General features: G+C 42.4%; 27 protein-coding genes. 5 read left to right on the plus strand and 22 right to left on the minus strand.

Annotated features, from left to right (window positions below):
- Positions 1-7 precede the first annotated feature (7 nt).
- The 5 genes from glgA to M0R36_09340 all read left to right on the plus strand — a co-directional run bounded on the left by glgA (position 8) and on the right by M0R36_09340 (position 5,495).
- Positions 8-1,468, plus strand: a complete 1,461-nt coding sequence (glgA, locus tag M0R36_09320; protein ID MCK9555996.1) for a glycogen synthase GlgA — start codon at positions 8-10, stop codon at positions 1,466-1,468.
- Positions 1,468-2,460 carry a galactose-1-phosphate uridylyltransferase gene (galT, locus tag M0R36_09325; protein MCK9555997.1) on the plus strand — a complete coding sequence of 331 codons (993 nt, stop codon included), beginning with the start codon at positions 1,468-1,470 and terminating at the stop codon, positions 2,458-2,460. The genes glgA and galT overlap by 1 nt, the downstream gene beginning before the upstream one ends.
- A gap of 3 nt (positions 2,461-2,463) precedes the next feature.
- Complete coding sequence (locus M0R36_09330) at positions 2,464-4,638, plus strand: glycoside hydrolase family 57 protein (GenBank protein ID MCK9555998.1); 2,175 nt, start codon at positions 2,464-2,466, stop codon at positions 4,636-4,638.
- Between the two features lie 75 nt (positions 4,639-4,713).
- Complete coding sequence (locus M0R36_09335) at positions 4,714-4,926, plus strand: DUF6485 family protein (GenBank protein ID MCK9555999.1); 213 nt, start codon at positions 4,714-4,716, stop codon at positions 4,924-4,926.
- Positions 4,923-5,495, plus strand: a complete 573-nt coding sequence (locus tag M0R36_09340; protein ID MCK9556000.1) for a hypothetical protein — start codon at positions 4,923-4,925, stop codon at positions 5,493-5,495. Before M0R36_09335 ends, M0R36_09340 begins: the two co-directional genes overlap by 4 nt.
- A 736-nt stretch (positions 5,496-6,231) precedes the next feature.
- Here the strand turns inward: M0R36_09340 and M0R36_09345 are convergent.
- Genes M0R36_09345 through hisC form a run of 22 tightly spaced genes read right to left on the minus strand, consistent with a single transcriptional unit; the run spans position 6,232 to position 26,225 of the window.
- Positions 6,232-7,167 (minus strand): diguanylate cyclase, encoded by a 936-nt coding sequence (locus M0R36_09345; protein MCK9556001.1) that lies wholly within the window; start codon positions 7,165-7,167, stop codon positions 6,232-6,234.
- Between the two features lie 18 nt (positions 7,168-7,185).
- Complete coding sequence (gene lepB / locus M0R36_09350) at positions 7,186-8,061, minus strand: signal peptidase I (protein MCK9556002.1); 876 nt, start codon at positions 8,059-8,061, stop codon at positions 7,186-7,188.
- Positions 8,062-8,076: 15 nt separating this feature from the next.
- Entirely contained in the window at positions 8,077-9,888 is a 1,812-nt protein-coding gene (gene lepA, locus M0R36_09355; protein ID MCK9556003.1) for a translation elongation factor 4, read from the minus strand.
- Positions 9,863-10,528, minus strand: coding sequence for a ribulose-phosphate 3-epimerase (gene rpe, locus M0R36_09360; protein ID MCK9556004.1), 666 nt, complete (start codon positions 10,526-10,528; stop codon positions 9,863-9,865). The genes lepA and rpe overlap by 26 nt, the downstream gene beginning before the upstream one ends.
- A gap of 26 nt (positions 10,529-10,554) precedes the next feature.
- Positions 10,555-11,829, minus strand: coding sequence for an insulinase family protein (locus M0R36_09365; protein MCK9556005.1), 1,275 nt, complete (start codon positions 11,827-11,829; stop codon positions 10,555-10,557).
- Complete coding sequence (locus M0R36_09370) at positions 11,822-13,048, minus strand: U32 family peptidase (GenBank protein MCK9556006.1); 1,227 nt, start codon at positions 13,046-13,048, stop codon at positions 11,822-11,824. Before M0R36_09370 ends, M0R36_09365 begins: the two co-directional genes overlap by 8 nt.
- A gap of 23 nt (positions 13,049-13,071) precedes the next feature.
- Positions 13,072-13,497 carry a Holliday junction resolvase RuvX gene (gene ruvX / locus M0R36_09375; protein MCK9556007.1) on the minus strand — a complete coding sequence of 142 codons (426 nt, stop codon included), beginning with the start codon at positions 13,495-13,497 and terminating at the stop codon, positions 13,072-13,074.
- Positions 13,494-14,567, minus strand: coding sequence for a sugar phosphate nucleotidyltransferase (locus tag M0R36_09380; GenBank protein ID MCK9556008.1), 1,074 nt, complete (start codon positions 14,565-14,567; stop codon positions 13,494-13,496). Before M0R36_09380 ends, ruvX begins: the two co-directional genes overlap by 4 nt.
- 6 nt (positions 14,568-14,573) lie before the next feature.
- Complete coding sequence (gene trpA, locus M0R36_09385) at positions 14,574-15,371, minus strand: tryptophan synthase subunit alpha (protein ID MCK9556009.1); 798 nt, start codon at positions 15,369-15,371, stop codon at positions 14,574-14,576.
- Between the two features lie 5 nt (positions 15,372-15,376).
- Positions 15,377-16,552: a tryptophan synthase subunit beta gene (gene trpB / locus M0R36_09390; protein ID MCK9556010.1), complete on the minus strand. Its 1,176-nt coding sequence runs from the start codon at positions 16,550-16,552 to the stop codon at positions 15,377-15,379.
- Between the two features lie 17 nt (positions 16,553-16,569).
- Positions 16,570-17,199, minus strand: coding sequence for a phosphoribosylanthranilate isomerase (locus M0R36_09395; GenBank protein MCK9556011.1), 630 nt, complete (start codon positions 17,197-17,199; stop codon positions 16,570-16,572).
- Positions 17,200-17,203: 4 nt separating this feature from the next.
- On the minus strand, positions 17,204-17,989 hold the full coding sequence (gene trpC / locus M0R36_09400; protein MCK9556012.1) for an indole-3-glycerol phosphate synthase TrpC: 786 nt from the start codon (positions 17,987-17,989) through the stop codon (positions 17,204-17,206).
- Positions 17,990-17,996: 7 nt separating this feature from the next.
- Positions 17,997-19,010: an anthranilate phosphoribosyltransferase gene (gene trpD, locus M0R36_09405; protein ID MCK9556013.1), complete on the minus strand. Its 1,014-nt coding sequence runs from the start codon at positions 19,008-19,010 to the stop codon at positions 17,997-17,999.
- Positions 19,011-19,013: 3 nt separating this feature from the next.
- The gene (locus tag M0R36_09410) at positions 19,014-19,949 is read right to left on the minus strand and encodes a patatin-like phospholipase family protein (GenBank protein MCK9556014.1); all 936 of its coding nucleotides are present in this window, start codon (positions 19,947-19,949) and stop codon (positions 19,014-19,016) included.
- Positions 19,950-19,988: 39 nt separating this feature from the next.
- A complete protein-coding gene (locus M0R36_09415) occupies positions 19,989-20,552 on the minus strand; it encodes an aminodeoxychorismate/anthranilate synthase component II (GenBank protein ID MCK9556015.1) in 564 nt (187 codons plus the stop codon).
- 13 nt (positions 20,553-20,565) lie between these two features.
- Positions 20,566-22,026: an anthranilate synthase component I gene (gene trpE / locus M0R36_09420; GenBank protein ID MCK9556016.1), complete on the minus strand. Its 1,461-nt coding sequence runs from the start codon at positions 22,024-22,026 to the stop codon at positions 20,566-20,568.
- A gap of 32 nt (positions 22,027-22,058) precedes the next feature.
- On the minus strand, positions 22,059-22,454 hold the full coding sequence (hisI, locus tag M0R36_09425) for a phosphoribosyl-AMP cyclohydrolase (protein ID MCK9556017.1): 396 nt from the start codon (positions 22,452-22,454) through the stop codon (positions 22,059-22,061).
- 26 nt (positions 22,455-22,480) lie between these two features.
- Positions 22,481-23,239, minus strand: coding sequence for an imidazole glycerol phosphate synthase subunit HisF (gene hisF, locus M0R36_09430; protein ID MCK9556018.1), 759 nt, complete (start codon positions 23,237-23,239; stop codon positions 22,481-22,483).
- Complete coding sequence (gene hisA / locus M0R36_09435; protein MCK9556019.1) at positions 23,229-23,960, minus strand: 1-(5-phosphoribosyl)-5-[(5-phosphoribosylamino)methylideneamino]imidazole-4-carboxamide isomerase; 732 nt, start codon at positions 23,958-23,960, stop codon at positions 23,229-23,231. The genes hisF and hisA overlap by 11 nt, the downstream gene beginning before the upstream one ends.
- Complete coding sequence (gene hisH / locus M0R36_09440) at positions 23,957-24,574, minus strand: imidazole glycerol phosphate synthase subunit HisH (GenBank protein MCK9556020.1); 618 nt, start codon at positions 24,572-24,574, stop codon at positions 23,957-23,959. Before hisH ends, hisA begins: the two co-directional genes overlap by 4 nt.
- Positions 24,575-24,584: 10 nt before the next feature.
- Entirely contained in the window at positions 24,585-25,172 is a 588-nt protein-coding gene (gene hisB, locus M0R36_09445; protein MCK9556021.1) for an imidazoleglycerol-phosphate dehydratase HisB, read from the minus strand.
- 12 nt (positions 25,173-25,184) lie between these two features.
- The gene (gene hisC, locus M0R36_09450) at positions 25,185-26,225 is read right to left on the minus strand and encodes a histidinol-phosphate transaminase (protein MCK9556022.1); all 1,041 of its coding nucleotides are present in this window, start codon (positions 26,223-26,225) and stop codon (positions 25,185-25,187) included.
- Position 26,226: the final 1 nt, after the last annotated feature.

A 26,226-nucleotide genomic window follows, 5' to 3' on the forward strand; every position in this document is an offset into this window, starting at 1 on the left:
AAAAATCATGAATATTTTATTTGCGGCAAGTGAAATCAGGCCATTCGCTAAAACCGGCGGTTTAGCCGATGTAGCAGGTTCACTGCCCGATGAACTTAAAAAACTCGGGCACGACATAAGATCGATAATGCCGTTATACGACACTGTTCAGAAAAATTTCAGGGATCTTGAGAACTGCAATAAGCCTTTTGAAATAACGGTAGGCGACAATAAATATGAGGGAAATATATTCGCCGCCAGAACATCATCCGGCGCCCCCGTTTATTTTATTAAAAATGACCTCCTGTATATGAGGGAAGGGCTTTACGGCGAGAGGACAGGGAATTACAAGGATAACTCTTCAAGATTCATTTTTTTCTGCAGGGCAGTCGTCAAAGCATGCGAATTATTAGGCTTTCAGCCCAATATCATCCATTGCAATGATTGGCAAACCGGTTTAATCCCCGCGTATCTAAAAATCACAGAATCGGAAAACCCCTTTTTTAAAGGCACAAAAACCTTATACACCATCCACAATCTGGCGTATCAGGGCGCGTTCTGGCATTTTGATATGAAATTAACAGGCCTGCCCTGGTCGGTTTTCAGTTCCGAAGGCCTTGAATTTTTCGGGATGCTTAATTTCATGAAGTCGGGAATAGTGTTTTCGGACGCGATAAGCACCGTAAGTAAAAACTACAGCAAAGAAATTCAGACCGAACGGCACTCCTTTGGAATGGAAGGCATACTCCGAAAACGCAAAAAGGATATATATGGAATCATCAACGGGGTAAATTACGGCGAATGGAATCCGGAAACGGATAAACATATAAAAGAAAATTACTCCGCCCTGAATATAAACGGTAAAAAGGCCTGCAAAAAAGACCTCCTTGAGGAATTCGCCATATCATCACCCGAAGCCCTGCCTGTTATAGGCATAGTTTCCCGGCTGGCAGAACAAAAAGGAATAGATTTGATTATTGATGCGATTCCGGAAATATTAAGCATGGATGTTGCGCTTCTCATACTGGGAAAAGGAGACGACAAATACCATTTGACTTTATGCAGGCTTGCAAATGCGCACAGGAACAAACTGGGTATAAAACTCGAATTCAACGAACCTCTTGCGCATAAAATAGAAGCAGGATGTGATTTTTTTCTTATGCCTTCCAGGTATGAGCCTTGCGGGCTGAACCAGATATACAGCCTCAAATACGGGACTATCCCGATAGTAAGCGCGACCGGCGGACTGGATGACACCATATTAAACTACAACCCGCTGACCGGCGCGGGCAACGGTTTCAAATTCAAAAAATACGGCAAAGAGGCAATGCTGGAAAAAATCGCTGAAGCCCTGAAAATAACCGGAGACGAAAGGCATAAGACGCAAATAATCAAAAACGGCATGAACTGCGATTTTTCATGGAACAAATCCGCCAAACAATACGAGACATTATATAAAACAATCATTAAAAAAGGAAATACGGCGTAATGTCGGAAATAAGAAAAGACCCTATTGTAAACAGATGGATAATAATAGCTACGGACAGGAAAAACCGGCCGAATGATTTTTCCGTTTACGAAGAAAACGAGGATTTAAAATACTGTCCTTTCTGCGAAGGCAACGAAAAGATGACCACTCCGGAGATAACGGCTGTAAGAAAACCTGATTCCGCCCCGAATTCCGCTGGCTGGGATTTAAGGGTCATCCCGAATAAATTTCCGGCTTTGAGGGTGGAAAATGAGCTGAAGAAAAGCAAAACAGGCATATACGAATCCCTCAGCGCCACAGGAGCTCACGAACTTATCATAGAATCCCCGGACCATAACAAAGATCTGCGCCAATTTTCCGAAGAAAAAATATACAGCATACTGACAAACATAAAAAACAGGATATCGGACCTGAGAAATGATATCAGGCTTCAGCATATTATTGTTTTCAAAAACGTAGGGCCGAAAGCGGGAGCGACGCTGAAGCACCCGCATTTTCAGTTAATCGCGATGCCCGTTATACCCAAGAGGGCGATGGAAGCCTTGACGGGAGCGCGGGATTATTTTAAAGTTCACAAAAAATGCGTCTTTTGCGACATTATCCGGCAGGAAACGGAAATCGGGGACAGGATAGTGGATTCCAACAACGAATTTCTTTCATTTTGCCCGTACGCGTCCAGATTTCCATTTGAAACCTGGATTATCCCCAAAAATCACGCCTCCGATTTTGACCGCGCCGAAGAGGAGCATCTTATGTATCTCAGCCGCATAATGAAAAACACGCTCAATAAACTGCATAAAGCATTAAGAGACTTCCAGTACAACCTGCTTATCCATACATCTCCCCTTCAATCCGGTTCTTCTGAGAGCTTCCACTGGCACATAGAAATATTTCCGAGAATAGTAAAGACGGCGGGTTTTGAATGGGGGACAGGCTTCTTTATCAATTCAACCCCTCCCGAAGAAGCCGCTAAATTTTTACGGGAGATATAAAAATTGAGCAGCCTGCACATTGCTTTCGTCTGGCATATGCACCAGCCTTGCTACAAACACCCCGAAACAGATTGTTATCTGCTTCCATGGGTCAGGCTTCATGCCGTAAAAGGATATTACGACATGGCAAGACTGCATGAAGATTTTCCCTGTTTTCGCTCAACATTTAATTTTTCGGGTTCGCTTCTTAACCAATTGTCGGAATATGCTTCCGGCAAAATCAAAGAAACCTTTCTGCAGCTTTCCCTGAAACCCGCATCTGATCTCCGGGAAAAAGAAAAACAGGAAATCCTGTGGAACTTTTTTTCGCTAAACTGGGAAACCATGGCAGACCCCTTTCCCGGATACAAAAAACTCCTCCTGATCCGCAAACAGATAAAATCCAGGCAGGATGCGCTAAGCTACGCGGAAAAGATCTCAAACCAGGATATACTGGATTTACAAGTCTGGTTCAATCTCGCGTGGATGGGGCATTATGCGGTAAAAGATTACCCGTATTTGAACGAATTAAGGAAGAAAGGCCATTCTTTTTCCGAGAAAGATAAAACCGATATCATAAAAACCCAGTTTGAAATAATCGGCAAAGTCATACCTCTTTACAAAAAACTGCAGGACAGGAAACAGATTGAAATCAGTATAAGCCCGTTCAATCATCCTATACTGCCTTTATTGATTAACTCCGGGTACGCTGTTAAATCGGAACCGGCAACCGTTCTTCCGGACAATAATTTCCGCCATCCTGAAGACGCCCTGAACCAGATAAAAAAAGCTGTTGATGAATACATTCTTCATTTCAACAGGAAACCTCTGGGCCTGTGGCCGTCTGAAGGTTCTGTATGCGATGAAATCATACCTATGCTGTCCCGGAACGGTTTTATATGGACAGCCGCCGATGAAGAAATATTAAGTAAAACCTTAAAAGAGAATTATGAAAAAAGATCACTTTACCGGCCCTACAGGCTTAAGATAGGGGATGCAGAGATAAATATTATATTCAGAGACCATACGCTTTCAGATAAAATCGGCTTTGTTTACAGCCATATGGATCCGGATAAAGCCTCTGACGATCTTATTGCCTGCATTTCTTCAATCTCCGATATTACCGCCGGCGGCGGAACTCCGGGATTGGTTTCCCTTATCCTGGACGGAGAAAATCCATGGGAATATTATCATAAAGGCGGAATCGATTTTTTAAACAGATTATTCTCCAAAATCAGCGAATCGGAAAAACTCAGGAGTACTACGGTTTCGGATTTTATCATGGATAACAAACCCCGCTCCATTCTAAAAAACATCTTTCCCGGGTCCTGGATTTCCCATAATTTCAGGATATGGATAGGGGATAAGTATAAAAACCAGGCATGGGATATACTCGCTGATGTCAGAAACCTTATTGAAGAAAAGGCGGCGGGGAATCAAGATGCTAAGTTAAAAACCGGCATACTTGAAAAGCTTTATATTGCAGAGGCCAGCGATTGGTTCTGGTGGTACGGGGACATCAACACAAGCGAATTCGATGACCTTTTTGACGGGCTTTTCAGGGCTAATGTGATATCTATATATAAAAGGTTGAATAATCCCGTGCCCGAACACGTATATACGCCTATAACCGAGACAACCGACAACAACCCCGAAATAAAAATACCCTCCGATTACATTCACCCCTTAATCGACGGGCAAATATCGGATTTTTATGAATGGAGAAGCGCGGCATATTATCAGTCAGTCGAAAGGTCCGGCGCCGCTATGCACAGGGCAACCTCGATGTTTACGGGTTTTTACTATGGATTTAACAAGGACAGCGTTTTTTTCAGAATAGATCCGGAAAAGAGATTCATTCAAAAAAGAAGTTTGCTTGGGGATATCGCATTACGTTTTTCCTTTTCTTATTTTCAAAAAGAATCAGCGGAATTTATATTAACCTTCGAACCCCTGGAGCTTCTTATCAAAAGCGCGTCATCCGGCAAGGATGTTTCTCTGAAAAACAATATCTCTTTCGGAAACATAATCGAATTTGCCGTGCCGCTCGGATATATCGGGAAAAAAAACATCAAACTGCTGGACCTCAAAATTTTTATCCTCGAAAAAAAGGTTTTAATCGATCAGGTGCCTTCATCAGGATACCTCCGGGTGATGCTTCCTTCCATTGAATTCGAAAGCAGGATATGGTCTGCCTGAAGAAATTTAACCTTAAAGTATCCTTGCAGATTTTCCCTCATTATTATAGACTTTTATAAAACGCGGGCCAAACCGATGGAATGCAATAACAGGCAAAAAAATACAACTAACTGCAATTGTTCATATGAACCATGCTCAAGAAAAGGTATCTGCTGCGAATGCATAAGATACCATCTGGCAATGAAAGAACTGCCGGCCTGTTGTTTCCCGGACGACGCGGAAAAAACTTATGACAGGTCCTTCGAACACTTCATACGGATACATAAAAAAGGCCAGGTTACAAAATGAAAAAAATTTTCTTTTTTATATTTCTTTCAATCATCCTATTGTCATTTCCGGTTTTTTCGGCGGATGAAAATGAAGAGGAAACGATAAAGGCCGTTTCCGCCTGGCTATATGAATATAAGGGAAGCCAGCTTGTCGTTTCTTTTTTTAATCCGCAGGACATGCACGAATTGGAACATAGATGGGAAAGAATCACAAAGAGCGAAATAACAATAGCTATGATATACATTAACAATATCGAAGGCAAAAAAGACGTCCTTTTCGATACACAGTACGGGGGAGTGAAAGTTGTCACTTTCGATGGAGCCGTATTCGAAGCCTATGACGCCAGGAAGACCGCGGCATGGATAATGGGCGATGAGTTTTTACTTGAATTCTCCGCGGCTAACGTGCCGGTCGGAAAAACGGATAAGCGAATGATAATGTTTTACGGCACATTTGACCCGATGAACATAGAATCCGCGGGAATCTGCATGGGAGGAGGGTCTCTCTGGGGGCTTAAATCCAAGAAAACAAAAAAATACAAGCCGATGTCCTACATAAACCCCAAAGACCTTGATTCCGGCCAATAATCATTAAAAACAGCCATCCGGCCGCTACAAGCATATCTTGCGGCAGACAATCATCCTTAATAGGGAAAGAACTGTCCACAGCTAAGCCTATATTACTAACAACATTCATCCACAGTATTTCCACAGGAGATTTCCACAAATTCATAACTTCTTATACAATAGAGTGTTATGTATTTTTTTGAGGGGCATTTGCTATATGCTTATGTTTACATAAGATATATTATCGGACGTTGTAAAAGTTGTGCTGTAAACCCCATTATTCTTCCTAAGGAGAAATTTATATAACTGATTTGCCTGCGTTCCCGGTCATAATTCTAGTTATAGGATGTTTTACTAAACGTCCTATAACGTAGCTGAATTATGACCCATCATTTGCATAATTCAAACAACTTTTACAACATCCGATAATATCCTGAAAGATTATACGACATACTTCGAATATCCTATAATCTTCAGTTTTTTAACAAGTGCTTTTGTTTCTTTAATAGATTCCTATTCGGACGTTACGAAAGTCCCTTAAAACAGGGGTTATAATTCTAGTTATAGGATGTTTTACTGAACGTCCTATAACGTAGCTGAATTATGACCCGCCTTTCTCTTTAACGTACGATAACGTATATGAATTATGGCGCTACCCTTAAAATACACACGGCCCGCTCCCCCATGTTAAAATAAAAAAACGGGGTTATAGAATGGATTTATCTATAACCCCTGATTTCAATCCGACAATACCGCTTTATCCTACCAATTCCGGATTATACACGCTTGTGCTGTTTCTTCCGTTAAGTTTGGAAAAATATAAGGCTTTATCCGTCTTTTTCCTTAAATCCTCTTCATCCTGTATCACATGCTCGGGAAACGAAGCTATGCCGGCGCTTATTGTAATTTTTATATTATGCTCTTCATATTTAAAAATATGGCTTTCAACCGCTTTTCTTACCCTTTCCGCGAATCTTTCCGCGTCCGCCGCGGAAGTAACCGGCGCTATTATAATATATTCATCGCCGGAAGGCCGGAATATCACATCGTTATATCGTTTGCATTCAACCATAATATCCGCGATTTTTTGCAGCACATAATCGCCTGCGGCATGTCCGTATTGATCGTTAACCTTTTTAAACAAATCCACATCCACTCCGATACAGCTCAATGACAGCGAATAGCGTTTTGACTTGTTCATCTCCTGGCGGAGATATGAATTCAGATGCCTTAGATTGAACAATCCCGTTAGCTCGTCTTTTATCGCCATTTCCGCCAGTTCTATATTCTTTTTTCTGAGTTCATCGTGCAGTCTTTTCATCCTTATCATGTTTTTAACCCGCGCCATTAATTCCTGCGGAGCTACCGGTTTAACCAGAAAATCATCGCATCCTTCTTCGAAACCTTTAATCTTTGTTTCCAGGTCCCCTTTTGCGGTCATGCAGATTATTGGAACATAATCGCTGAATTTTGTTATTTCTTTTATCTGATGGCAGATTTTATACCCGTCGCTATCCGGTATCATAATATCTATGCACACCACATCGGGAAAGTTATCGTTGAATTTGAATTCGCTCAGTGCCTCTTCCCCGCTTCGGGCAATAGACACATTATAACCTTCGGATTCAAGCAGAAGTCTCAGAAGATAGATAATCTCAAGATCGTTATCTACTATTAATATTCTCTTTTCCATCGCTTGGCAGAGTAACTGTTATTTTAAATGTCCCCATCTTTCGGACACGGGCCACCATACAAAAAAAGCCTTTCCGAGGATGTTATCTCTCGGCACAAATCCCCAATACCTGCTGTCCTTGCTGTTATCGCTGTTGTCGCCGAGAACATAATACATGTCTTCGGGTATTTGCACTGCGCGTCCCATTTGTCCGTATTCCCCGTCAAAATCAGAAAAATCAGTGTTTCTGTAATAAATATCTTTAAGATTTGCGGGTTTGGGCGCGATTTTGCCGTCTATATATATATCCCCGTCTTTAATTTCAATTGTTTCCCCGGGAAGCCCTATAACCCTCTTTATATAATCCTTATGCTGGTCAAGCCCTATTATGTTTCTTGTCTGAAAAACAACTATGTCCCATCTCGCGGGTTCTTTTACAGGAACTATCACAGGAGAATATTTTAACTGCAAAGGGACAGGCTGCCTTTCTTTATCATAAGCGATCCACGGCAATCTTAACCCAAAAATAATTTTGTTAACAAAAATCCTGTCTCCATTATCATAGGATCCGTGAAGTGTCGGCTCCATGGAACCGGTCGGAATCTTAAAAGGCTGTAAAAATAATCCGCGGACTATCAAAGCAAGTATGCCCGCCCATAAAAGAGACTCGATAAATTCCCTGAAAGCCCCTTTTTTATATCTCTTCAATTCGTCCTCAAGCAGTAATATCTTCTGTAATGCGGCGTCAATGTCCTGCCTGCCTTTCAATGCCTGCCTGACTTCAGACATGGTTTTTATGGCGCTCAGATACCAGTCTCTGCCTTTTTCCCTCTTTGCTCTTTTTATAAGTTCTTTGACCGATTTATAAGCCTTTTTTGAATCCCGATATTTTTTCATCTCTGTTATTTTTTTCACGGTATCTCCTTTGTATTAATCGTTTTTCAGCACGGCGGTAAACGCTCTTTGGGGAATATTGACTTTCCCGACCAGCTTCATCCTTTTTTTGCCTTCCTTTTGTTTTTCAAGCAATTTTCTCTTCCTGGTTATATCACCGCCGTAGCATTTCGCAATCACATCTTTCCTTAGCGCTTTTATGTTGCTCCTGGCAATTACTTTGCCCCCCACAGATGCCTGCAACGGTATCTGGAAAAGATGCTGGGGTATAAGGTCCTTCAATTTTTCAGTTATCTGCCTTCCCTTTGTCTCAGCTTTAGACGAATGCACAAGCGTCGAAAAAGCGTCAACCGGCTCTCCGTTAACAAGAATCTCAAGTTTAACTATATTTGATGTCTTATATCTGTCAAATTCATAATCCATGGAACCGAAACCTCTTGTCGCAGATTTTATCTTATCATGAAAATCGATTATAATCTCATTCATGGGCATATCAAAGGTCATCAGCACCCTCCGCTGATCAAGTGTCTCTGTCTGCAGCAAATCCCCTCTTCTATCCCTGCAGATCTGAATGATAGACCCCAGTGATTCAGTCGGGCATATCACAAACATTTTCACGAACGGTTCCTCAATATTATCTATCTCGTTCACAGGAGGCAACTTTAACGGATTATCTATGGATATCTGTTCGCCGTTTTTCAGGTTAATCCTGTATATAACGCTCGGATGGGTCATTACAATATCCAGGTCATATTCTCTCTCTATCCTTTCCTGGAATATTTCCATGTGCAGCAGACCGAGAAATCCGCATCTGAAACCGAAACCGAGCGCTGCTGAATTTTCAGGTTCAAACTTCAGGGAAGCGTCATTTAAAGAAAATTTTTCAAGAACGCTTTTCAAATCCGGATAATCCGCGCTGTTTGAAGGATAAACTCCGCTGTAAACCATGGGATGGATCTGTTTAAATCCCGGGACCGCTTCCGAAACAGGGTCCTTCTCGCTTGTGATAGTGTCGCCGATGATAATATCCGAAGCATCCTTGATATTAGAGATGATATAGCCAACCTCTCCGCATACAAGTTCGCTGACAGGTGTCGCCTTAGGTTTAAAGATACCTACCTCCACGACTTCAAATATCTTATTCCTCCCCATTAAAAAAATCTTCATGCCTTTGCCTACTTTTCCGCCAAACACTCTTACATGCAGTATAACGCCGCGAAAAGAGTTATATACCGAATCAAATATAAGCGCTTTTAATTTGTTTTCGGCCGGAACGGCGGGCGGGTCAATCCGGCCGATAATCCTGTCCAGGAGCTCTTTTATCCCGCTGCCCGTCTTTGCGCTCGTCAGAACCGCGTCATCGGCCGGGATCTGCAGGATATCTTCGATCTGGTGTTTAACGCTTTCCACATCCGCGTTAGGCAAATCAACTTTGTTGATAACAGGAATTATTTTTAAACCGTAGCTGGATGCAAGATGTATATTAGCAACTGTCTGAGCTTCCACTCCCTGAGAAGCGTCCACAAGCAAAAGCGCGCCTTCACAGGAAGCAAGGCTTCTTGAAACTTCGTGAGCGAAATCAACATGGCCGGGGGTATCGATGATATTAAGCATATATGTCTGCCCGTCGTCAGCTTTATAATCAATCCGGACAGGATGAGCCTTAATGGTTATGCCCCTTTCCCGCTCTAAATCCATGTCATCAAGCACCTGTTCACGGAATTCACGCTTATCAATAGAACCTGTTATTTCCAGCATTCTGTCGGCAAGAGTTGATTTGCCGTGGTCTATATGGGCAATGATAGAAAAATTTCTTATATTTTCAATTTTCATATTTCTGCAAAGCATCTCTGAATTGTCGCACTGTGGAAGTAATATCGGGCGTTCTGAAAATTGAAGTTCCCGCGACGATAATATTTATACCGGCTTTTACGGCGTTTACCGCGGTTTCCAGCGTTATTCCTCCGTCAATCTCCAATTCGGTTTCTAAATTATTCTCATCTATAAGCTTTTTCGCCGCTCTTACTTTATCCAGGACTGATCCAATGAATTTTTGTCCGCCGAAACCGGGATTAACCGACATGAAAAGAACAAGATCAACCTTATCAACAATATTTTCAATCTCGCAAAAAGGAGTGGGAGGGTTAATGGAAACGCCGCATTTCACTCCCAGAGACCTGATTTTCCTGATGATCTTTTCGGGATCCTTTTCGGCTTCTATATGGAATGTAATCAGATCAGAACCGGCTTCGGCAAAAACAGGCGCGTATTTAAGAGGCTCTGCTATCATAAGGTGGACATCCAGGAAAAGTCCGGTCGTATTCCTTATAGATCTGACTATATCCGGCCCGAAAGTTATGTTTGGAACAAAATGGCCGTCCATCACATCTATATGAAGCATGTCAACACCTGCATCTTCAGCCTTTTTCACCTCCTCGGACATTTTTCCGAAATCAGCTGCCAGCAAAGACGGGGCAATTTTAATCAAATCTATCCTCCCTGTTAAGTAATGGCTTATAACTTTTTTAATATTTTTTCTATTTTCGACGGTTTATCAATTAATCCTATCCCTGAAATACCGATATTTTCAGGAGTAAAGTAATCCGCGGCTATTCTCCGGATATCGGCGGCGGCAACAGACTGGACTTTGGCTATCACTTCATCATACGGAATTATACGGTCCAGCAGGATTAAGCTTTCACCCGCTCTGTACATCTGGGATGTCGTTCTTTCCATCGCAAGCATAAACTGACCGATATAATATTCCTTCGCCCTTTCAATTTCTTCAGATGAAACTTTTGACGACCTGATTTTATTGAGCTCTCTCATTATAAGCGAAACGGCCTGTTCAACCCTTCCGGCGTCAAAACCGCCCGAAATAGTAAAACAGCCGGAATCCTTATAATATTCAACGGCGGAAGATATATTATAGGATAATCCATACTTCTCCCTTATAGATTGAAAAAGCCTTGAACTCATATTTTCGCCGAGTATCACGCTCAGGATATTAAACGCATATTTATCCTTATGCCCTCTTTCAACCGTTTTAACGCCCAGGGCAAGATGTACTTGTTCCGTTTTCTTGTTTAAAAATATATTTCTCCTGTTGAGCGGTTTTTGTTCATAGCCCAAAAACCCGGGAGCCGGTTTTCCCGGAAGATTTCTGACCCATTTTTCAGACTCTTTCACTACTGTATCATGCTTGATATTGCCGGCAACAGAGATAACTGTATTGGAAGTGGTATAATTAGCGTTCATATATCTTAAAATATCATCCCTGGTTATAGATGAAACCGTATCAACGGAACCTATCAAAGGCTTCCCCAGAGGATGTCCCTCCCATATAATGGATTTTATTAAATCATGAATATGCTGATCCGGCATATCATGATACATATTTATTTCTTCTTTTATTACACCCCTCTCCCTTTCTATTTCCCTGGGATCGAAAATAGAATTTATATATATGTCAAATAATATCTCGGAGGCGGTATGAAAGTATTTACTGGATACTTTTGCCATATAGAACGTATATTCCTCTGAAGTATAGGCATTTAATATGCCGCCTACCCCTTCAATAGCCTCGGATATTTTTCTGCATGTCCTGTGGGTTGTCCCTTTAAAAAGCAAGTGCTCGAGGAAGTGCGAGATCCCCGATTGGCGTTCGGCCTCATATCTTCCTCCCGTTGCGACCCAGATGCCCATCGAAACGGAATGCATATGCTTCATCTCGGTGGTCACTATTCTTATGCCGTTGGAAAGTTTAGTTATCTTAATTTTGTTATTCATTCTTTTTCCTGACTAAGTCCCCCGGGCGGGCGCAACTCTTAAACCTGACTTTCACTTTCATTCCGGGATTCGCTTCTTTCAAAACCCCGCCGTCCAGGTCAAACATCAGGCTTATCGTTTCTTCCCTGTCACATCCGATATCCGGACCTATCACCTCAACCGAATCACCTTTCCTGATCTTATTCCTCACTTCTAATATAACGGTGCCTTTCAACGACTTTTCTACAATTCCCAAAAAATCATATTTTCTTTCGTACGCGGACGTGCCGGCAATCTGCATATCCGAATCGGAACCTCTGCCAACATAGAAACCAGTAGTATATTTCCTGTGGCTTATTTTTTCAAGTTCTTCGATTGTTTTTTTCGGCGCTCTCTTTTTCCCCGCATAACAGCAATCCACGGCATTTCTGTAAGCGCGGACAACACAGGCTATATAATACAGGCTTTTCATTCTTCCTTCTATCTTAATGGCGTCTACGCCCGCTTCCGCGATTTCCGTAATATAATCAACCATATTTAAGTCTTTCGAATTTAAAATATACGAACCGCGGGCGGAAGATTCAATCTGAAAATATTCGCCCGGCCGTTTTTCTTCAACCAGATAATATTTCCACCTGCAAGGATGGGTGCACTTCCCTTCATTTGCGCTTCTGCCCGTCATCACAGAACTTAACAGGCACCTGCCCGAATAAGAAACACACATCGCCCCGTGGCAAAAAATTTCCAGCTCCATATCCGGGACTGCTTTCTTTATCATGCGAATATCCCTTAAGGCGACTTCCCTTCCCAATATTATCCGGTCGACACCCGATCCCTTCCAGAATAACACCGACGAGGAGTTTAATGTGTTGGCCTGTGTGCTTAAATGGATCTTTACTCCGCGACATAAGAGGTTGCGCGCAATTTTTATCATTCCGGGGTCCGAAACAATGATGGCATCCGGTTTTATAACGTTGATCTTTTTTATCGCAGTTTCGGCTTTCTTTAAATCAGACTCTTTAAGATAAGCGTTCATGGCAATATATAATTTTTTGCCGGCTTTCCTTGCTTCTTTTGAAATGGTCTCCGCATCGCGGAAATTAAGCTCTTCGGCATATGCGCGCAGGCTCATTCCCGGATAGCCTATATAAACGGCGTCAGCCCCGTAAAGAAAAGCTGTTTTGAGTTTTTCAATGTTTCCGGCGGGAGCTACCAATTCTATTTTATGTTTTTTTTTCATTTGCGCAGGGTTTCCGCAGAAAATCACATCTGTCTGCTATTCTCAAGATGGTCCAGAAAATTTTGCAGCATGATCTGGGCTGCGAGGGAATCTACTTTTTCTTTTCTTTTTTTTCTCGTTATATTCGCGGATATCAATATCCTCTGCGCAGAAACAGTGGTCAACCTTTCATCCCAGAGATTGACATTTATGTTCAATTCTTTATTAATCTTTTCGGCGAGGTCTTTAACTTTTCTGCTTCCGGGACTGTCTTTGCCGGACATGTTAACCGGATTACCTATAACAATAGATGTAATTCCTTTATTTTCAATTAGTTGCGCTAAATGATTAATAAATTGGTCTATGTCTGTGAAATGGACAAAACCCAATCCCTGAGCCGTAATATTCAAATCATCGCTAACGGCGAGTCCGACCCTTTTATGCCCGAAATCTACACCTAAAAACTTCATAGATATTCTGTCTTCCCTTTTTTCTGTATCAAACTTACAATTTTTTTCACTTCCGGCGCGCTATCCGCCGGACATACCATAACCGCATCCTCTGTTTTTACCGCTATAACACCATGCATATCCGCCATTCCCAAGGCTCCCTTATCGGATATTGCCACACAATCCCTGCAATTGGACATAAATACATCACCCGATATATAATTGCCCGAGGGATCCGGCTTTATAAACCTTTTGAGGCTGGCCCATGTCCCGAGGTCATCCCAGCCGAAATCACCCTCAACCATCGCGATATTCCGCGATTTCTCCATAAGGGCATAGTCTATGGAATCTTTCACCATTCCCGGATATTCCCTGTTCATCACTTTTCTTATAGAATGTCCGGCGTTCAGGAAAAGAGACATGCTCTTCCTGTATTGGGGAGCATGCCTGATAAACTCATCGATAAACACATCAGCCCTCCATATAAACATCCCGCTGTTCCATTTTAATCCGCTTTTCAGATATCTCTTTGCAGCCTGAAGAGAAGGTTTCTCTTTGAATTTTTTTACGGGGAATATCCTGATTTTGTTTTTATTGCATAACTTTTTTCCATATTCTATATAGCCATATTCAGTGCTCGGATAATATGGAGTTATTCCCACTGTAACCAGTTTCTTTTCCCTGGACGCAAAACCGGATGCTTCTTTCAGTGTTTCCAGATAAACGGCCTCGTCGGAAATATAACTGTCCGCGGGAAGCATCAATATCACGGCATCTTTCATTTTCCGAAAAATAATAGCCGCGGCCAGGGCGGCGCACGGGGCGGTATTCCGTCCGACAGGCTCGGCGATTATATTCCCGCCGGGGATATCCTTAAGCTGTTTCTTCGCCGGGGCAAGCTGTTTGGCGCCTGTAATAACAAAAATATTTTGAGGCCTGACAAGTTTTTTAATCCTGGAAACGGAAAGCTGCGCAAGTGTTTTTTGCCCGTAAACCGCAAGGAATTGCTTGGGTGTCGATTCTCTGCTGCGCGGCCAGAACCTCTCCCCTTTTCCCCCGGCCATTAATACCGCATATATTTTCTTATTCATTCCTGCCTACATAAGCCCTTTTGTCAGTGATGCAATATATTTTTTCATTACTTTTCCAATATTCGCCGAGTTAATATTATCCTCAATCTTTTTCACAGCGGCGCTTCCCACGACAACCGCATCACAATACCCGGATACTTCCTTTACCTGCCCGGGAGTAGAGATGCCGAAACCGACAGCGACAGGTAATTTCGTATGCTTTTTTATCTTTTTCACCATAGACGGAGCATCCCCGCTTAAATCCTTCCTCGCGCCTGTAACCCCTGTTCTCGAGACACAATATATAAAACCCGAAGAAACCCTGACAATATCCCTTATTCTGTTTTCGGGAGTAGTCGGGGTTATCAGAAATATTGTTTTGATATTATTTTTTGACGCCAATAAAACATATTCCTCCGCTTCCTCATGGGGAAGGTCCAATATCAGCACTCCGTCCACCCCGTTTTTGCCGCAATCAAAAATAAATCTTTTTAATCCATAATTTAAGACGGGATTATAATACGTAAAAAGGACCAAAGGGATATCTATTTTCCCCTTCCTGATCCTTTTCACAAGATTTAAAACATCTCTCACGGAGGTATGCCGCTTTAAGGATCTTGAAGAAGCTCTCTGTATGGTAGGCCCGTCGGCCAGCGGATCGGAAAAAGGTATCCCGAGTTCAAGTATATCGACTCCGGCTTTTTCAACCTGGGAAATAATTTTGAAAGAATCGGACATATCGGGATCGCCGGCGGTCAGGTAAAGGATAAACCCCTTCCCTGAAGTTTTTCTGAGTTCAGCAAATTTTTTATCTATTCTGTTCATGATAATCAAGATATGTAATCGCCCACAACCTGCACGTCCTTATCGCCTCTGCCTGACAGGTTGATTATTATCAGTTTGTTTCTGCCCAGCTTTTTACGGTTTTTCATTACATACGCTACCGCATGAGCGCTTTCAAGCGCAGGGATTATACCCTCGTTTTTACATAAAAAAATAAAAGCATTCACCGCATCTTTGTCGGAAACCGCATCGTATTGGATTCTGCCTTTTTCAAAAAGGTAACTGTGTTCGGGCCCCACACCCGCATAATCCAGGCCGGCTGAGATGGAATGCGTGGTGGATATCTGCCCATTTTCATCCTGCAGGACATAAGATTTAGAACCGTGCAGAACTCCTATCCGCCCCCCTTTAAAACGAGCGGCGTGCTTTCCTGTTTTAATACCCAGTCCACCGGCTTCGACACCTATAAATTTAACTTTTTTATCTTTCAGAAAATTATAGAATAAGCCTATGGAGTTGCTGCCCCCGCCGACACAGGCGACCAGATAATCGGGAAGCCTTCCCTCTTTCTTCAAAATCTGACTTTTAGCTTCCACACCGATAATCTTCTGAAAATCCCTTACAATCATAGGATAAGGGTGCGGGCCGCCGACAGAACCCAGGATATAATGAGTATGGCGCACATTCGTTACCCAATCCCTGATTGCCTCATTCATTGCATCCTTCAGCGTTCTGCTCCCCGATTTAACGCTGATAACATTAGCTCCCAGAAGGTTCATCCTGAATACATTGAGGTTCTGCCTGTGAATATCCTCTTCTCCCATATATATCTCGCATTTTATGCCGAACATTGCGGAAACGGTGGCAGCGGCGACACCATGCTGTCCCGCCCCTGTTTCCGCTATTATCCGTTTCTTCCCCATCCTTCTGGCAAGAAGTATCTGTCCGATAGTGTTATTGATTTTATGGGCTCCCGTATGAAGCAGATCTTCCCTCTTAAGATAAATCTTATGCCCGAGTTTCCGCGATAACCTTTCCGCATAGTAAAGAGGCGTAGGCCTGCCGGCATATTCATGAAGATAATAATTCAACTCGTCCTTAAATGATTTTTCTTTTATGCATTTCCTGTAACATATCTCAAGCTCGGCGAGCGCATTCATTAACGTTTCAGGCACAAACTTGCCGCCGAATTTTCCGAACATTCCTCTTTTATCGGGATTCATTGTTGAAATTTCCTTCTTTAAAATATTAGCGCTTTTTTCGCAAGATTAATGAAATCCTTCATTTTAGCGTGATCTTTTATCCCTGGAGATTTTTCAATCCCGCTGGATACATCCACGGCGTCAGGCTTAACCGTCATCAAAGCCCCTATAAGATTTCCTATTTTAAGGCCCCCTGACAGGATAACAGCTTTGTTCTCCCTTCTTAGAGAAGATACTATATGCCAGTCAAATGCATGTCCTGTCCCGCCCCTTTTATTCTTATCGTAAGCATCCAGGAGTATGAAATCAGTCGCGGAATATTTTTCTATCTCCTGAATATCATCTTTACCTGAAACCCTGAAGGCTTTGATTATCTTGCGCCCGAAATTACCGCAGAACTCCGGTGTCTCATCGCCGTGAAACTGAAGATAATCGAGATCACAAAAATCCGCAATCCGCCGTATTTCCCTCTCATCTTCATTTACAAACACACCCACAGTTGTGACAAATGGAGGTAAAGACCTGATAATTTTTCTTGCTTCGTCCGGTTTTATTTTTCTCGGGCTGTCTGCGAAAACAAAACCGAGCGCATCGGCCCCGTAAGCGCACGCCGCATCCGCGTCTTCAAAATTTGTAATCCCGCAGATTTTGACTCTTATCATAACCAACCCTTTAATGTTTTGAAATTTTAAACGCTTTTATCATCGCCTTCTTATCTTTTTCCTTCATAAGGGATTCCCCGACCAGTACAGCGTCAGCCCCCGCGTTAGCGACGCGCATTACATCCGATTTTGAAGAAAAACCGCTTTCGGATATTTTTATGATGCCTTCCGGGATTTCAGGCAAAAGTTTTTCCGATGTTCCGATATCTATCTTAAAATCGTTCAGGTTCCTGTTGTTTATACCGATGATTTTTATCCCGTTGATGCCAATAACATTATTCAGCTCATATTCGTCATGGACTTCAACGATTACATCAAGATACAGATTAAACGATATGTCCAGCATCTCTTTAATTTTATCTTTCGAAACGGCTTTTGCTATTAAAAGCACGGCATCAGCCCCGGCAGCCTTGCTCTCATAAAGCTGATAAGTGTCTATAATAAAATCCTTCCTTAACACAGGCAGTTTAGTATTAACCTTTATATTGACCATGTCGTCCAGAGAACCTTTAAAATATTTTTCATCTGTCAACACCGATATCGCATCAGCTCCGCCCTCTTCATACTGGGAAACAATGGAAACAGGGTCATAGGAATCGACTATATCGCCTTTTGAAGGTGAGGCTTTTTTTAATTCTGCGACGACGGATATAAAATCATCCTGATTTATCGCGGCGGCAAACGGCCTGGTCAAAGGCGCCATTTCGCATTTATCTTTCAGGATCTCCAGAGGTAATTTCTTTTTTCTTTCTTTAATTTCCTGTTCCTTATATTTTAATATTTCTTCAAGTATCATAAGCCGTTTATCCCCTGTTGGTAAAAGCAATCAATGATTTAAGTTTATTATACGCCCTGCCCGAATCAATGGATTCAACCGCCATGGATATCGATTCATCCATATCCTTCCCTTTCCCCGCGCACATTATAGCCGCGCCCGCATTTAATAATACAATATCCCTGGGCGCCGATTTTTCACCTTTGAGCACAGATAAAAGTATACGCGTGTTGTAATCCGCGTCTCCTCCTTTTATATCATTTACGGAAGCTGTTTTGAAACCGTAATCTCCCGGATTTATTTCGTAATCTTTTACTTTCCCGTTGTTCAGTTCCGAAACAAATGTCCTGTCCGTAATTGTAATCTCGTCTATGCCGTCCATGCCGTGGACCACCATCGCCCTTCTTGTGCCTAATTTGTTCAAAACTTCGGCTAAAATACGAGTGTATTGCCTGTTAAAAACACCTATGAGCTGATATTCGGCCGATGCGGGATTTGTAATAGGCCCGAGTATATTAAAAATTGTCCTTGTCTTCAGTTCTTTCCTGGGGCCGGTCGCAAACCGCATGGCAGGATGAAATGACGGGGCAAACAAAAAACCTATACCGACCTTGTCAATACAATCTGCAACCCCGGTTTCGTCAATGTTTACATTTACTCCCGCTTTCAGTAAAACATCCGCGCTCCCGCATTTGCTTGAAACAGCCTTATTGCCGTGTTTCGCGACCTTAATACCGGCCCCCGCGGCAACAAAAGCGGTTACTGTTGATATGTTAAACGTATCGGCCCCGTCGCCGCCGGTCCCGCATGTATCCAGCACATCATCTGTTATGTTTATTTTTTTCGCCTCTTTTCTCATGGCCAGCGCGCTGCCGGTAATCTCATCAATACTCTCGCCTTTCATTTTCAAGGCAATCAGGTAACCGGCTATCTGGGAAGGCAAAACGCTGCCGTGCATGATCTGGCTCATCACATCAAATGATTCTTCAACGGTCAGGTTCTGCTTCTCCGCAATTTTCGAAATAGCTTCTGTTATATCCATATATTATAATCCCAATAATGATTTTACTTCGGGAAGCGCCTTTAACCCCGCTTCCTTTCCGTGTTCTATTATGTCTTTCATCCTGAAATAACCCATCGGCGGAACATTGCTGACATCGGGATATATCACATAATCGGGTTTATCTTTTTTAAGCCTGAGAGCGGCTATATTATCCTCCATAATATATATTGAATTTATTACAACATCAAACATATTAATATTGTCTTTTTCCGCCTGATCCTCCGCCGAAGCTTCGTCTTTTATATTTGAAAGGAAATCATCGACTTTATTTTTAACATCCTCAGGCGAAGGGATAACCCCGTTTTTCCTGCTCCGGTTTATCACAATCTCCTTATTGTAATTTTTGACTTCGGTATTGACTTTGACTCCTATCGCAATGATATCTTTATCAATCGACTTCAGAATAGAAACAGGGACAGGGTTCATTATGCTCCCGTCCACAAGGTGCTTTCCGTCAATTTTTACCGGAATAAATACGCCCGGAATGGAGATACTCGCTCTTACGGCCTGAATCAGGTTTCCCCGGGACAGTATAACTTCCTCGCCGGAAAGAATATCGGCGGCAACGACCGCAAGAGGTATATCCAGATCTTCAAATGTTTTATTGCCCAGAAAATAAAAAAGGAATTTCTCAATATTATATCCGCTTATCAAACCCAGCCGCGAAGGCTTCGGCATGAAAAGACTTATTATCTGTTTCTTATCCAGAGAAAGAAGCAGCTCCTCAAATTCTTTCATCGGAAAAGAAGAACAGTATACGGCGCCGATCAATGCCCCGATACTTGTTCCGCAAACACAATCAAATCTTATGCCGTTTTCTTCGAATACCCTGAGGACCCCTATATGAGAAAGACCTTTTGCGGCGCCGCTCCCGAGAGCTATTCCTATCTTTTTCTTTTTTTTCTTTAAAAAAAACACCCTGCCGCCCTTATATAATGCCGGAAAAACCGGCTGTTTTTAAAGTTTCAGGAAATTATTGATTATTTTTTTTCCTTCTTTGGTCAATACCGATTCCGGATGGAACTGGACGCCCCATACCGGAAATTTCCTGTGTTTTACGGCCATTATTTCCTTTTCTTTTGTTACGGCGGTAATATCCAGGCAATCAGGAACGCTGTCCTTCCCGATTACAAGGGAATGATATCTTGTGGCGATAAACGGGTTCTCCACATTTTCGAAAATATCTTTGCCGTTATGATAAATCATCGAAGTTTTACCGTGCATGAGTTTATCCGCCCTAACTATTTTTCCCCCAAAGGCCTCCCCTATACATTGATGGCCCAGGCATACTCCGAGAATAGGTTTTTTACCCGACATTTTTCTTATCAGCTCAACGGAAATGCCCGCTTCACGGGGGGTGCATGGTCCGGGCGAAATAATCAGCTTCTCAAACTTTATCTTTTCAACGTCTTCTACGGAAATCTTATCGTTGCGGTATACAAGCGGAGTATAACCCAATTCTCCTATATACTGGACGATGTTATATGTAAAGGAATCGTAATTATCTATCAATAAAATCATACTGTTCTCCGGATTAGTTTTTAAACATTTCAGCCAATTCCACGGCTTTTACCATAGCTTTCGCTTTATTAACGGTTTCAAAAAATTCTTTTTCAGGGACCGAATCCGCGACAATCCCCGCCCCCGCCTGAATAAACGCTTTTTTCCCCTTAACAACCATTGTCCTTATGGCAATGGCAGAATCCAGGTTTCCCGAAAAACTGAAATATCCGATTGCCCCCGAGTATATCCCTCTCTTATCTTTTTCAAGCTCGTCTATTATCTGCATAGCTCTTATCTTGGGCGCGCCGCTCACTGTTCCTGCGGGAAATGTCGCTTTCACCAGGTCATAGATATCAAATCCCCTTTTCAGTTTCCCGTTGATATCAGAAACTATATGCATAACATGAGAATATTTTTCGATTACCATAAGTTCTTTGACTTTCACGGAACCGGGATTGCAGACTCTCCCTATATCGTTTCTGCCCAGATCAACGAGCATTATATGTTCCGCTTTTTCTTTTTCGTCTTTGAGTAATCCTGTCTGCAGTTTCAGGTCTTCTTCTTCGCTGGAGCCTCTTATCCTGGTTCCCGCTATAGGCCTCAGCTCGACATTGCCGTCTTCACATCTCACATGCACTTCGGGGGAAGAACCTATGATTCCGATATCCCCCAGTTTAAGATAGAACATATAAGGAGACGGGTTGACAGACCTTAATGCCCTGTAAAGATTGAACTCCGATGTCTTGAAATCAACACAAAATCTCTGGGATAAGACAACCTGAATGATATCTCCCGCCTTTATATATTCCTTTGCTTTTTTAACAATACTCTCAAAATTTACCTTGGTCATATTTGATTTCACTCTTGATTTCTTAACAGGAATATACGATTCAGCGGGAAGCGGCTTTAAAGGTTTCCTGAGTTTTGATATCACCGTGTTTATTTTCTTTACCGCATTATCATACGCTTTAGCCGGGCTGTCCTTAATAAACGCGTTGCCTACAACTTTCATGGTATGGTTGACATGGTCAAATATCACGATGGTATCCGTTATCATGAAGAGACTATCGGGAAAACCGAGAGTATCCGTATTTGAATCCGGAACTTTCGGCTCAAAAAAACGCACTGAGTCATATGAGATATAACCCACGGCGCCGCCGTAAAAACGCGGCAACCGGCTGTCTTCAACAGGCTTATACCCGGACATAAGATGTTTTAGTTCGTCAAGCGGAGTTTTAGATGTTCTGAAAATTCTCTTTTTCCCTTCCTCCAATATGGTAATTTCATTACCCTTGGATGAAAAAACAAGAGTGGGATCGGCTCCCAAAAAGGAATATCTCGCGATATTTTCGCCGCCTTCAACGCTTTCAAGCAGAAATCCGTATTCTTTCGACGCGATTTTCCTGTAGGCGGAAACAGGCGTTTCCATATCCGCAAGGATTTCCTTGAAGACCGGAATAAGATTACCTCTCTTCGCTTTTTTGATAAACATTTTTTTGTCGGGATAAAACATATATTTATAACCTATCCATTCTTTTTGCCGTAAACCTCGCCGGGGTCAAAAATCTTTTTCCCGCACTCTTTCCATTCCCCGTTGACATATTTATTAAAGAAACAGCTTCTGTAGCCCGTATGACAGGCCGCGCCGCCTTTTTGTTCAACTTTAAAAAGCAGGCAATCCCTGTCACAGTCAACCCTTATTTCTTTCACAACCTGTATATTACCGGACGTTTCGCCTTTTACCCAGAATTTCTGTCTCGATCTGCTCCAGTAAGTCATCTTCCCCGATTCTATAGTTCTTTTCAGAGATTCCCCGTTCATATATGCCACCATCAATACTTCATTATCCGAAACATCCACCACAACGGCCGGGATCAATCCATCTGAATCATACTTCATGTCCTTTATAATGTTATCCATTAATTTCCCTCCGTGACATTACATTTTTATATTCTTACCGGTATCCCTTTCCTCATCAGGTACTCTTTTACCGCCGGCACTGATAATTTATTATAATGGAATATCGATGCCGCTAAAGCGGCATCGGCAAAACCCTCATTAAATACCCTGTATATATGTTCCGCATTCCCTGCGCCCCCGGAAGCTATAACGGGTATGGAAACGGCTTTAGAAACTGTTTTTGTCAGTTCGATGTCGTATCCATCGGTTGTTCCGTCAGCATCCATGCTGGTCAGCAATATTTCCCCGGCGCCTAAAGACTCGATTTCTTTCGCCCAGAGAACCGCGTCTTTTTCAACGGGCGTCCTGCCGCCGTTAATAAATATCTTCCACAGTCCGGGACCCTGCATTTTGGCGTCTATCGCTACGACAATGCACTGAGAGCCGAAAATCGAAGAGGCTTTTTTTATAAAGCGGGGATCCCTGACCGCCGGCGTATTTATTGAGACTTTGTCGGCGCCATTATTCAGCAGCTGCCGTATATCCTCTATTGTGCTTATGCCGCCCCCTACGGTTAAAGGTATAAAACATTTTTCAGCTGTTTTCCTGACAACTTCAATCATTATTTTCCTTTTCTCGTGGGATGCTGTAATATCAAGGAAAACAAGTTCATCGGCATTCATTTTATTGTAAATCCCGGCAATTTCAACAGGATCTCCGGCATCTTTCAAACCCTCGAAATTAATACCCTTGACTACCCTGCCTTCCTTAACATCAAGACACGGTATTATTCTTTTAGCAAGCATCCGCAATCTCCAAAGCTTCCCGCAGTGAAAAGCGTTCATCATAAAGCGCTTTGCCTATTATAACCCCTTTTAAACCGATTCCGGAAAGACCGGACAATTTTCTGATATCGGCAAGGGTGCCGATGCCGCCGGAAGCGATTACCTTGATATTGTTTTCCGTTATGATTTTTCTGCACCCTTCTATATTCGGCCCGGCCAGCATGCCGTCTTTGGAAATATCGGTATATATTATTTCATCAAACCCCAGATTTTTTATAAGCTTTACGAAATCCGGCGCTTTTAAGGATGATTTTTCCAGCCATCCTTTCTTCACTACAAAACCGTCTTCAACATCAACCGATATTATTACCCTGCCCGGAAAGGCCTTCTTTATATTTTCTATAAAAGCCCTGTTTTCGCATGCGGATGTTCCCAATACAACTCTTCTGGCCCCGGCCGCCAGATAATTTTCAATCGCATCTGAATCCCTTATGCCGCCCCCGATTTCAACCGGTATGTTTATCTGATTTAATATCTCAACAACCAGATCAAAATGGACCGGAGACCCTTTGAAAGCGCCGTCAAGGTCCACAATATGAAGAAAGCCCGCGCCTTCATTTTCCCATTTTTTCGCGATCGTTACCGGGGAGTCGGAATATTTCGTAAGTTTTTCGGCCCTGCCCTGCTGTAACCTTACGCATTTGCCGCCTGCTATGTCAATCGCGGGTATTATAATCATCATTTCACCGTTCCGATAAAATTTTTTATTATTTTTAAACCGTTATCCTGGCTTTTCTCGGGATGAAACTGACAGGCGAAAATATTGTCCGTAAAAACAGAAGACGCGAAACGTTCGCCGTACTCAGTCCATGAAGACACGGATTCCCTGTCCACGGGATCCACATAATAAGAATGCACGAAATAAAAAAAGTCCCCATTCTTCACTCCTTTGAAAAGAGGACAGTTGATTCCTCTTTCCGGAAGTTCCAGCGTATTCCAACCCATATGAGGTATTTTCTCCGCATTCCTGAATTTGACGACATTGCCTTTCAAGATACCAAGACCTCTTTCCGTCCCCTCCTCACTGCCTTCGAATAAAACCTGATAACCCAGGCAAATCCCGAAAAACGGCCTGCCCGACATTATAAAATTAATTATACTTTTATCCAATCCGGATTTTTTAATGTTTATTACACAGTCATCAAATGCCCCTACCCCCGGGACAACCAGGGCATCGGAAGATTCAATTTCATGTTTATCATCGCTCAGCAAGGCGCGCGAACCCATACATTCAAACGCCTTCTGAACGCTCCTTAAATTTCCCATCCCATAATCAAGAATCGCTATTTTTTTCATTTTTAAAATCTCAAAGCCTGCCTTTTGTCGAAGGAGCGCCTTTAACTCTCCTGTCTATCTTTACCGCTTCACGGAAAACTTTAGCCAGGGATTTAAAAACCGCTTCATATATGTGATGCAAATCCTCGCCGTGAATAAGCAACAGGTGAAGCGTAACTCCGGAATTCATAACAAAAGCCCTCATAAATTCTTTTACCAGAGAAACATTGAAAGTCCCGAGTTTTACCTGTCTTGTCTTGACTTTATAATCCAGATAAGGCCTGCCGCTGATATCAAGAGACGCCTCAACCAATGCTTCATCCATGGGAACCCGCGCCGAGCAAAAACGTGTAATCTCCGATTTTTTTCCGAGCGCTTTGCGTATGGCGGTGCCCAGGACTATGCCTATATCCTCAACCGTATGGTGAAAATCAACATGGACATCCCCCTTTGCAATTATTTCAATGTCCATTAAGGAATGTTTTGAAAAAAGTTCCAGCATATGATCCAGAAATCCTATCCCTGTCGAGATATTGCTTATACCTTTCCCGTCTAAATTAACTTTAACTGCTATATCTGTTTCCCTGGTTTTTCTTTTTTCAAGGGCGGTTCTTTTCATTTACCCCTCCGTTTAATTTATTTTTCCCGATTCTTTCAAAAATCTGTCTATCTCTTTCCTGTTTCCGACGCTGATACGGACAAAGTCCCTAAGCCATCTCAATTTAAAATGTCTTATCAATATTTTCTTTTTTTTCATGAATGCGGCCAATTTTTCGGCGCCGCAGGGCGGTTTTGCAAAAACAAAATTCGCCTGGGAAGGAAAACAGGTATAGCCCTGTTTCTTAAGATTAAGAGCAAGATACGCCCTGTTTTTTTTAACTATACGCACTGTCCTGCTGAAATATTCTTTGTCTTCGAATGCGGATTTTCCGGCTCTGGCGCTTAACCTGTTCACATTATAAGAATCCTTCACTTTTAAAAGTATATCTATGTTTTTTTTACAGGATACGGCAAATCCCAATCTGGCGCCGGCAAGTGAAAACGATTTTGACATTGACCTTGTAATAATCACATTTTTGTATTTTTTAATCAGATAAAGGTAATTATTTTCCGCAAAATCCGCATACGCTTCATCTATAACGATTAAAGATTTCCTGTTCGACGCGCATAATTTCTCAATGTCGGATTTATCAAAAACGCAACCTGTAGGGGCGTTAGGATTCGATAAAATTATTAATCTGGAATCCGAAGTAATCATTTCCCGGGGGATTCTGGTCTGGTCCTTCAGGAAATATTCTTTGACGGAAGCCCCGTTGATTTCAGCAAGGACCTTATAAAGTGAATATGTCGGAAATGTAATGGCAACGGTATCCGACCTGCTGAGGACAGCTTTAAATATTACGGAGATTATCTCATCAGACCCGTTTCCGGCCATTATATTACAGGTTTTCACCTTGAAAAATCCCGCGGCCGCATTAACAAGCCCGGTTGATAAAGGATCGGGATATAATTTAAGGTCCCGGTTGGCGGCCTTTTTTACCGAAGAGACCACTTTCTCCGAAGGAGGAAAAGGATTCTCGTTTGTATTTAACTTGATATAATCACTCCCCGCCGGCTGAAAACCGGGAATGTAAGGATCCAGTTCCATGACTTCTTTTTTGAAATAATTCATA

It is taken from the genome of bacterium (assembly GCA_023228325.1).
Taxonomy (GTDB): domain Bacteria; phylum Auribacterota; class UBA6266; order UBA6266; family UBA6266; genus UBA6266.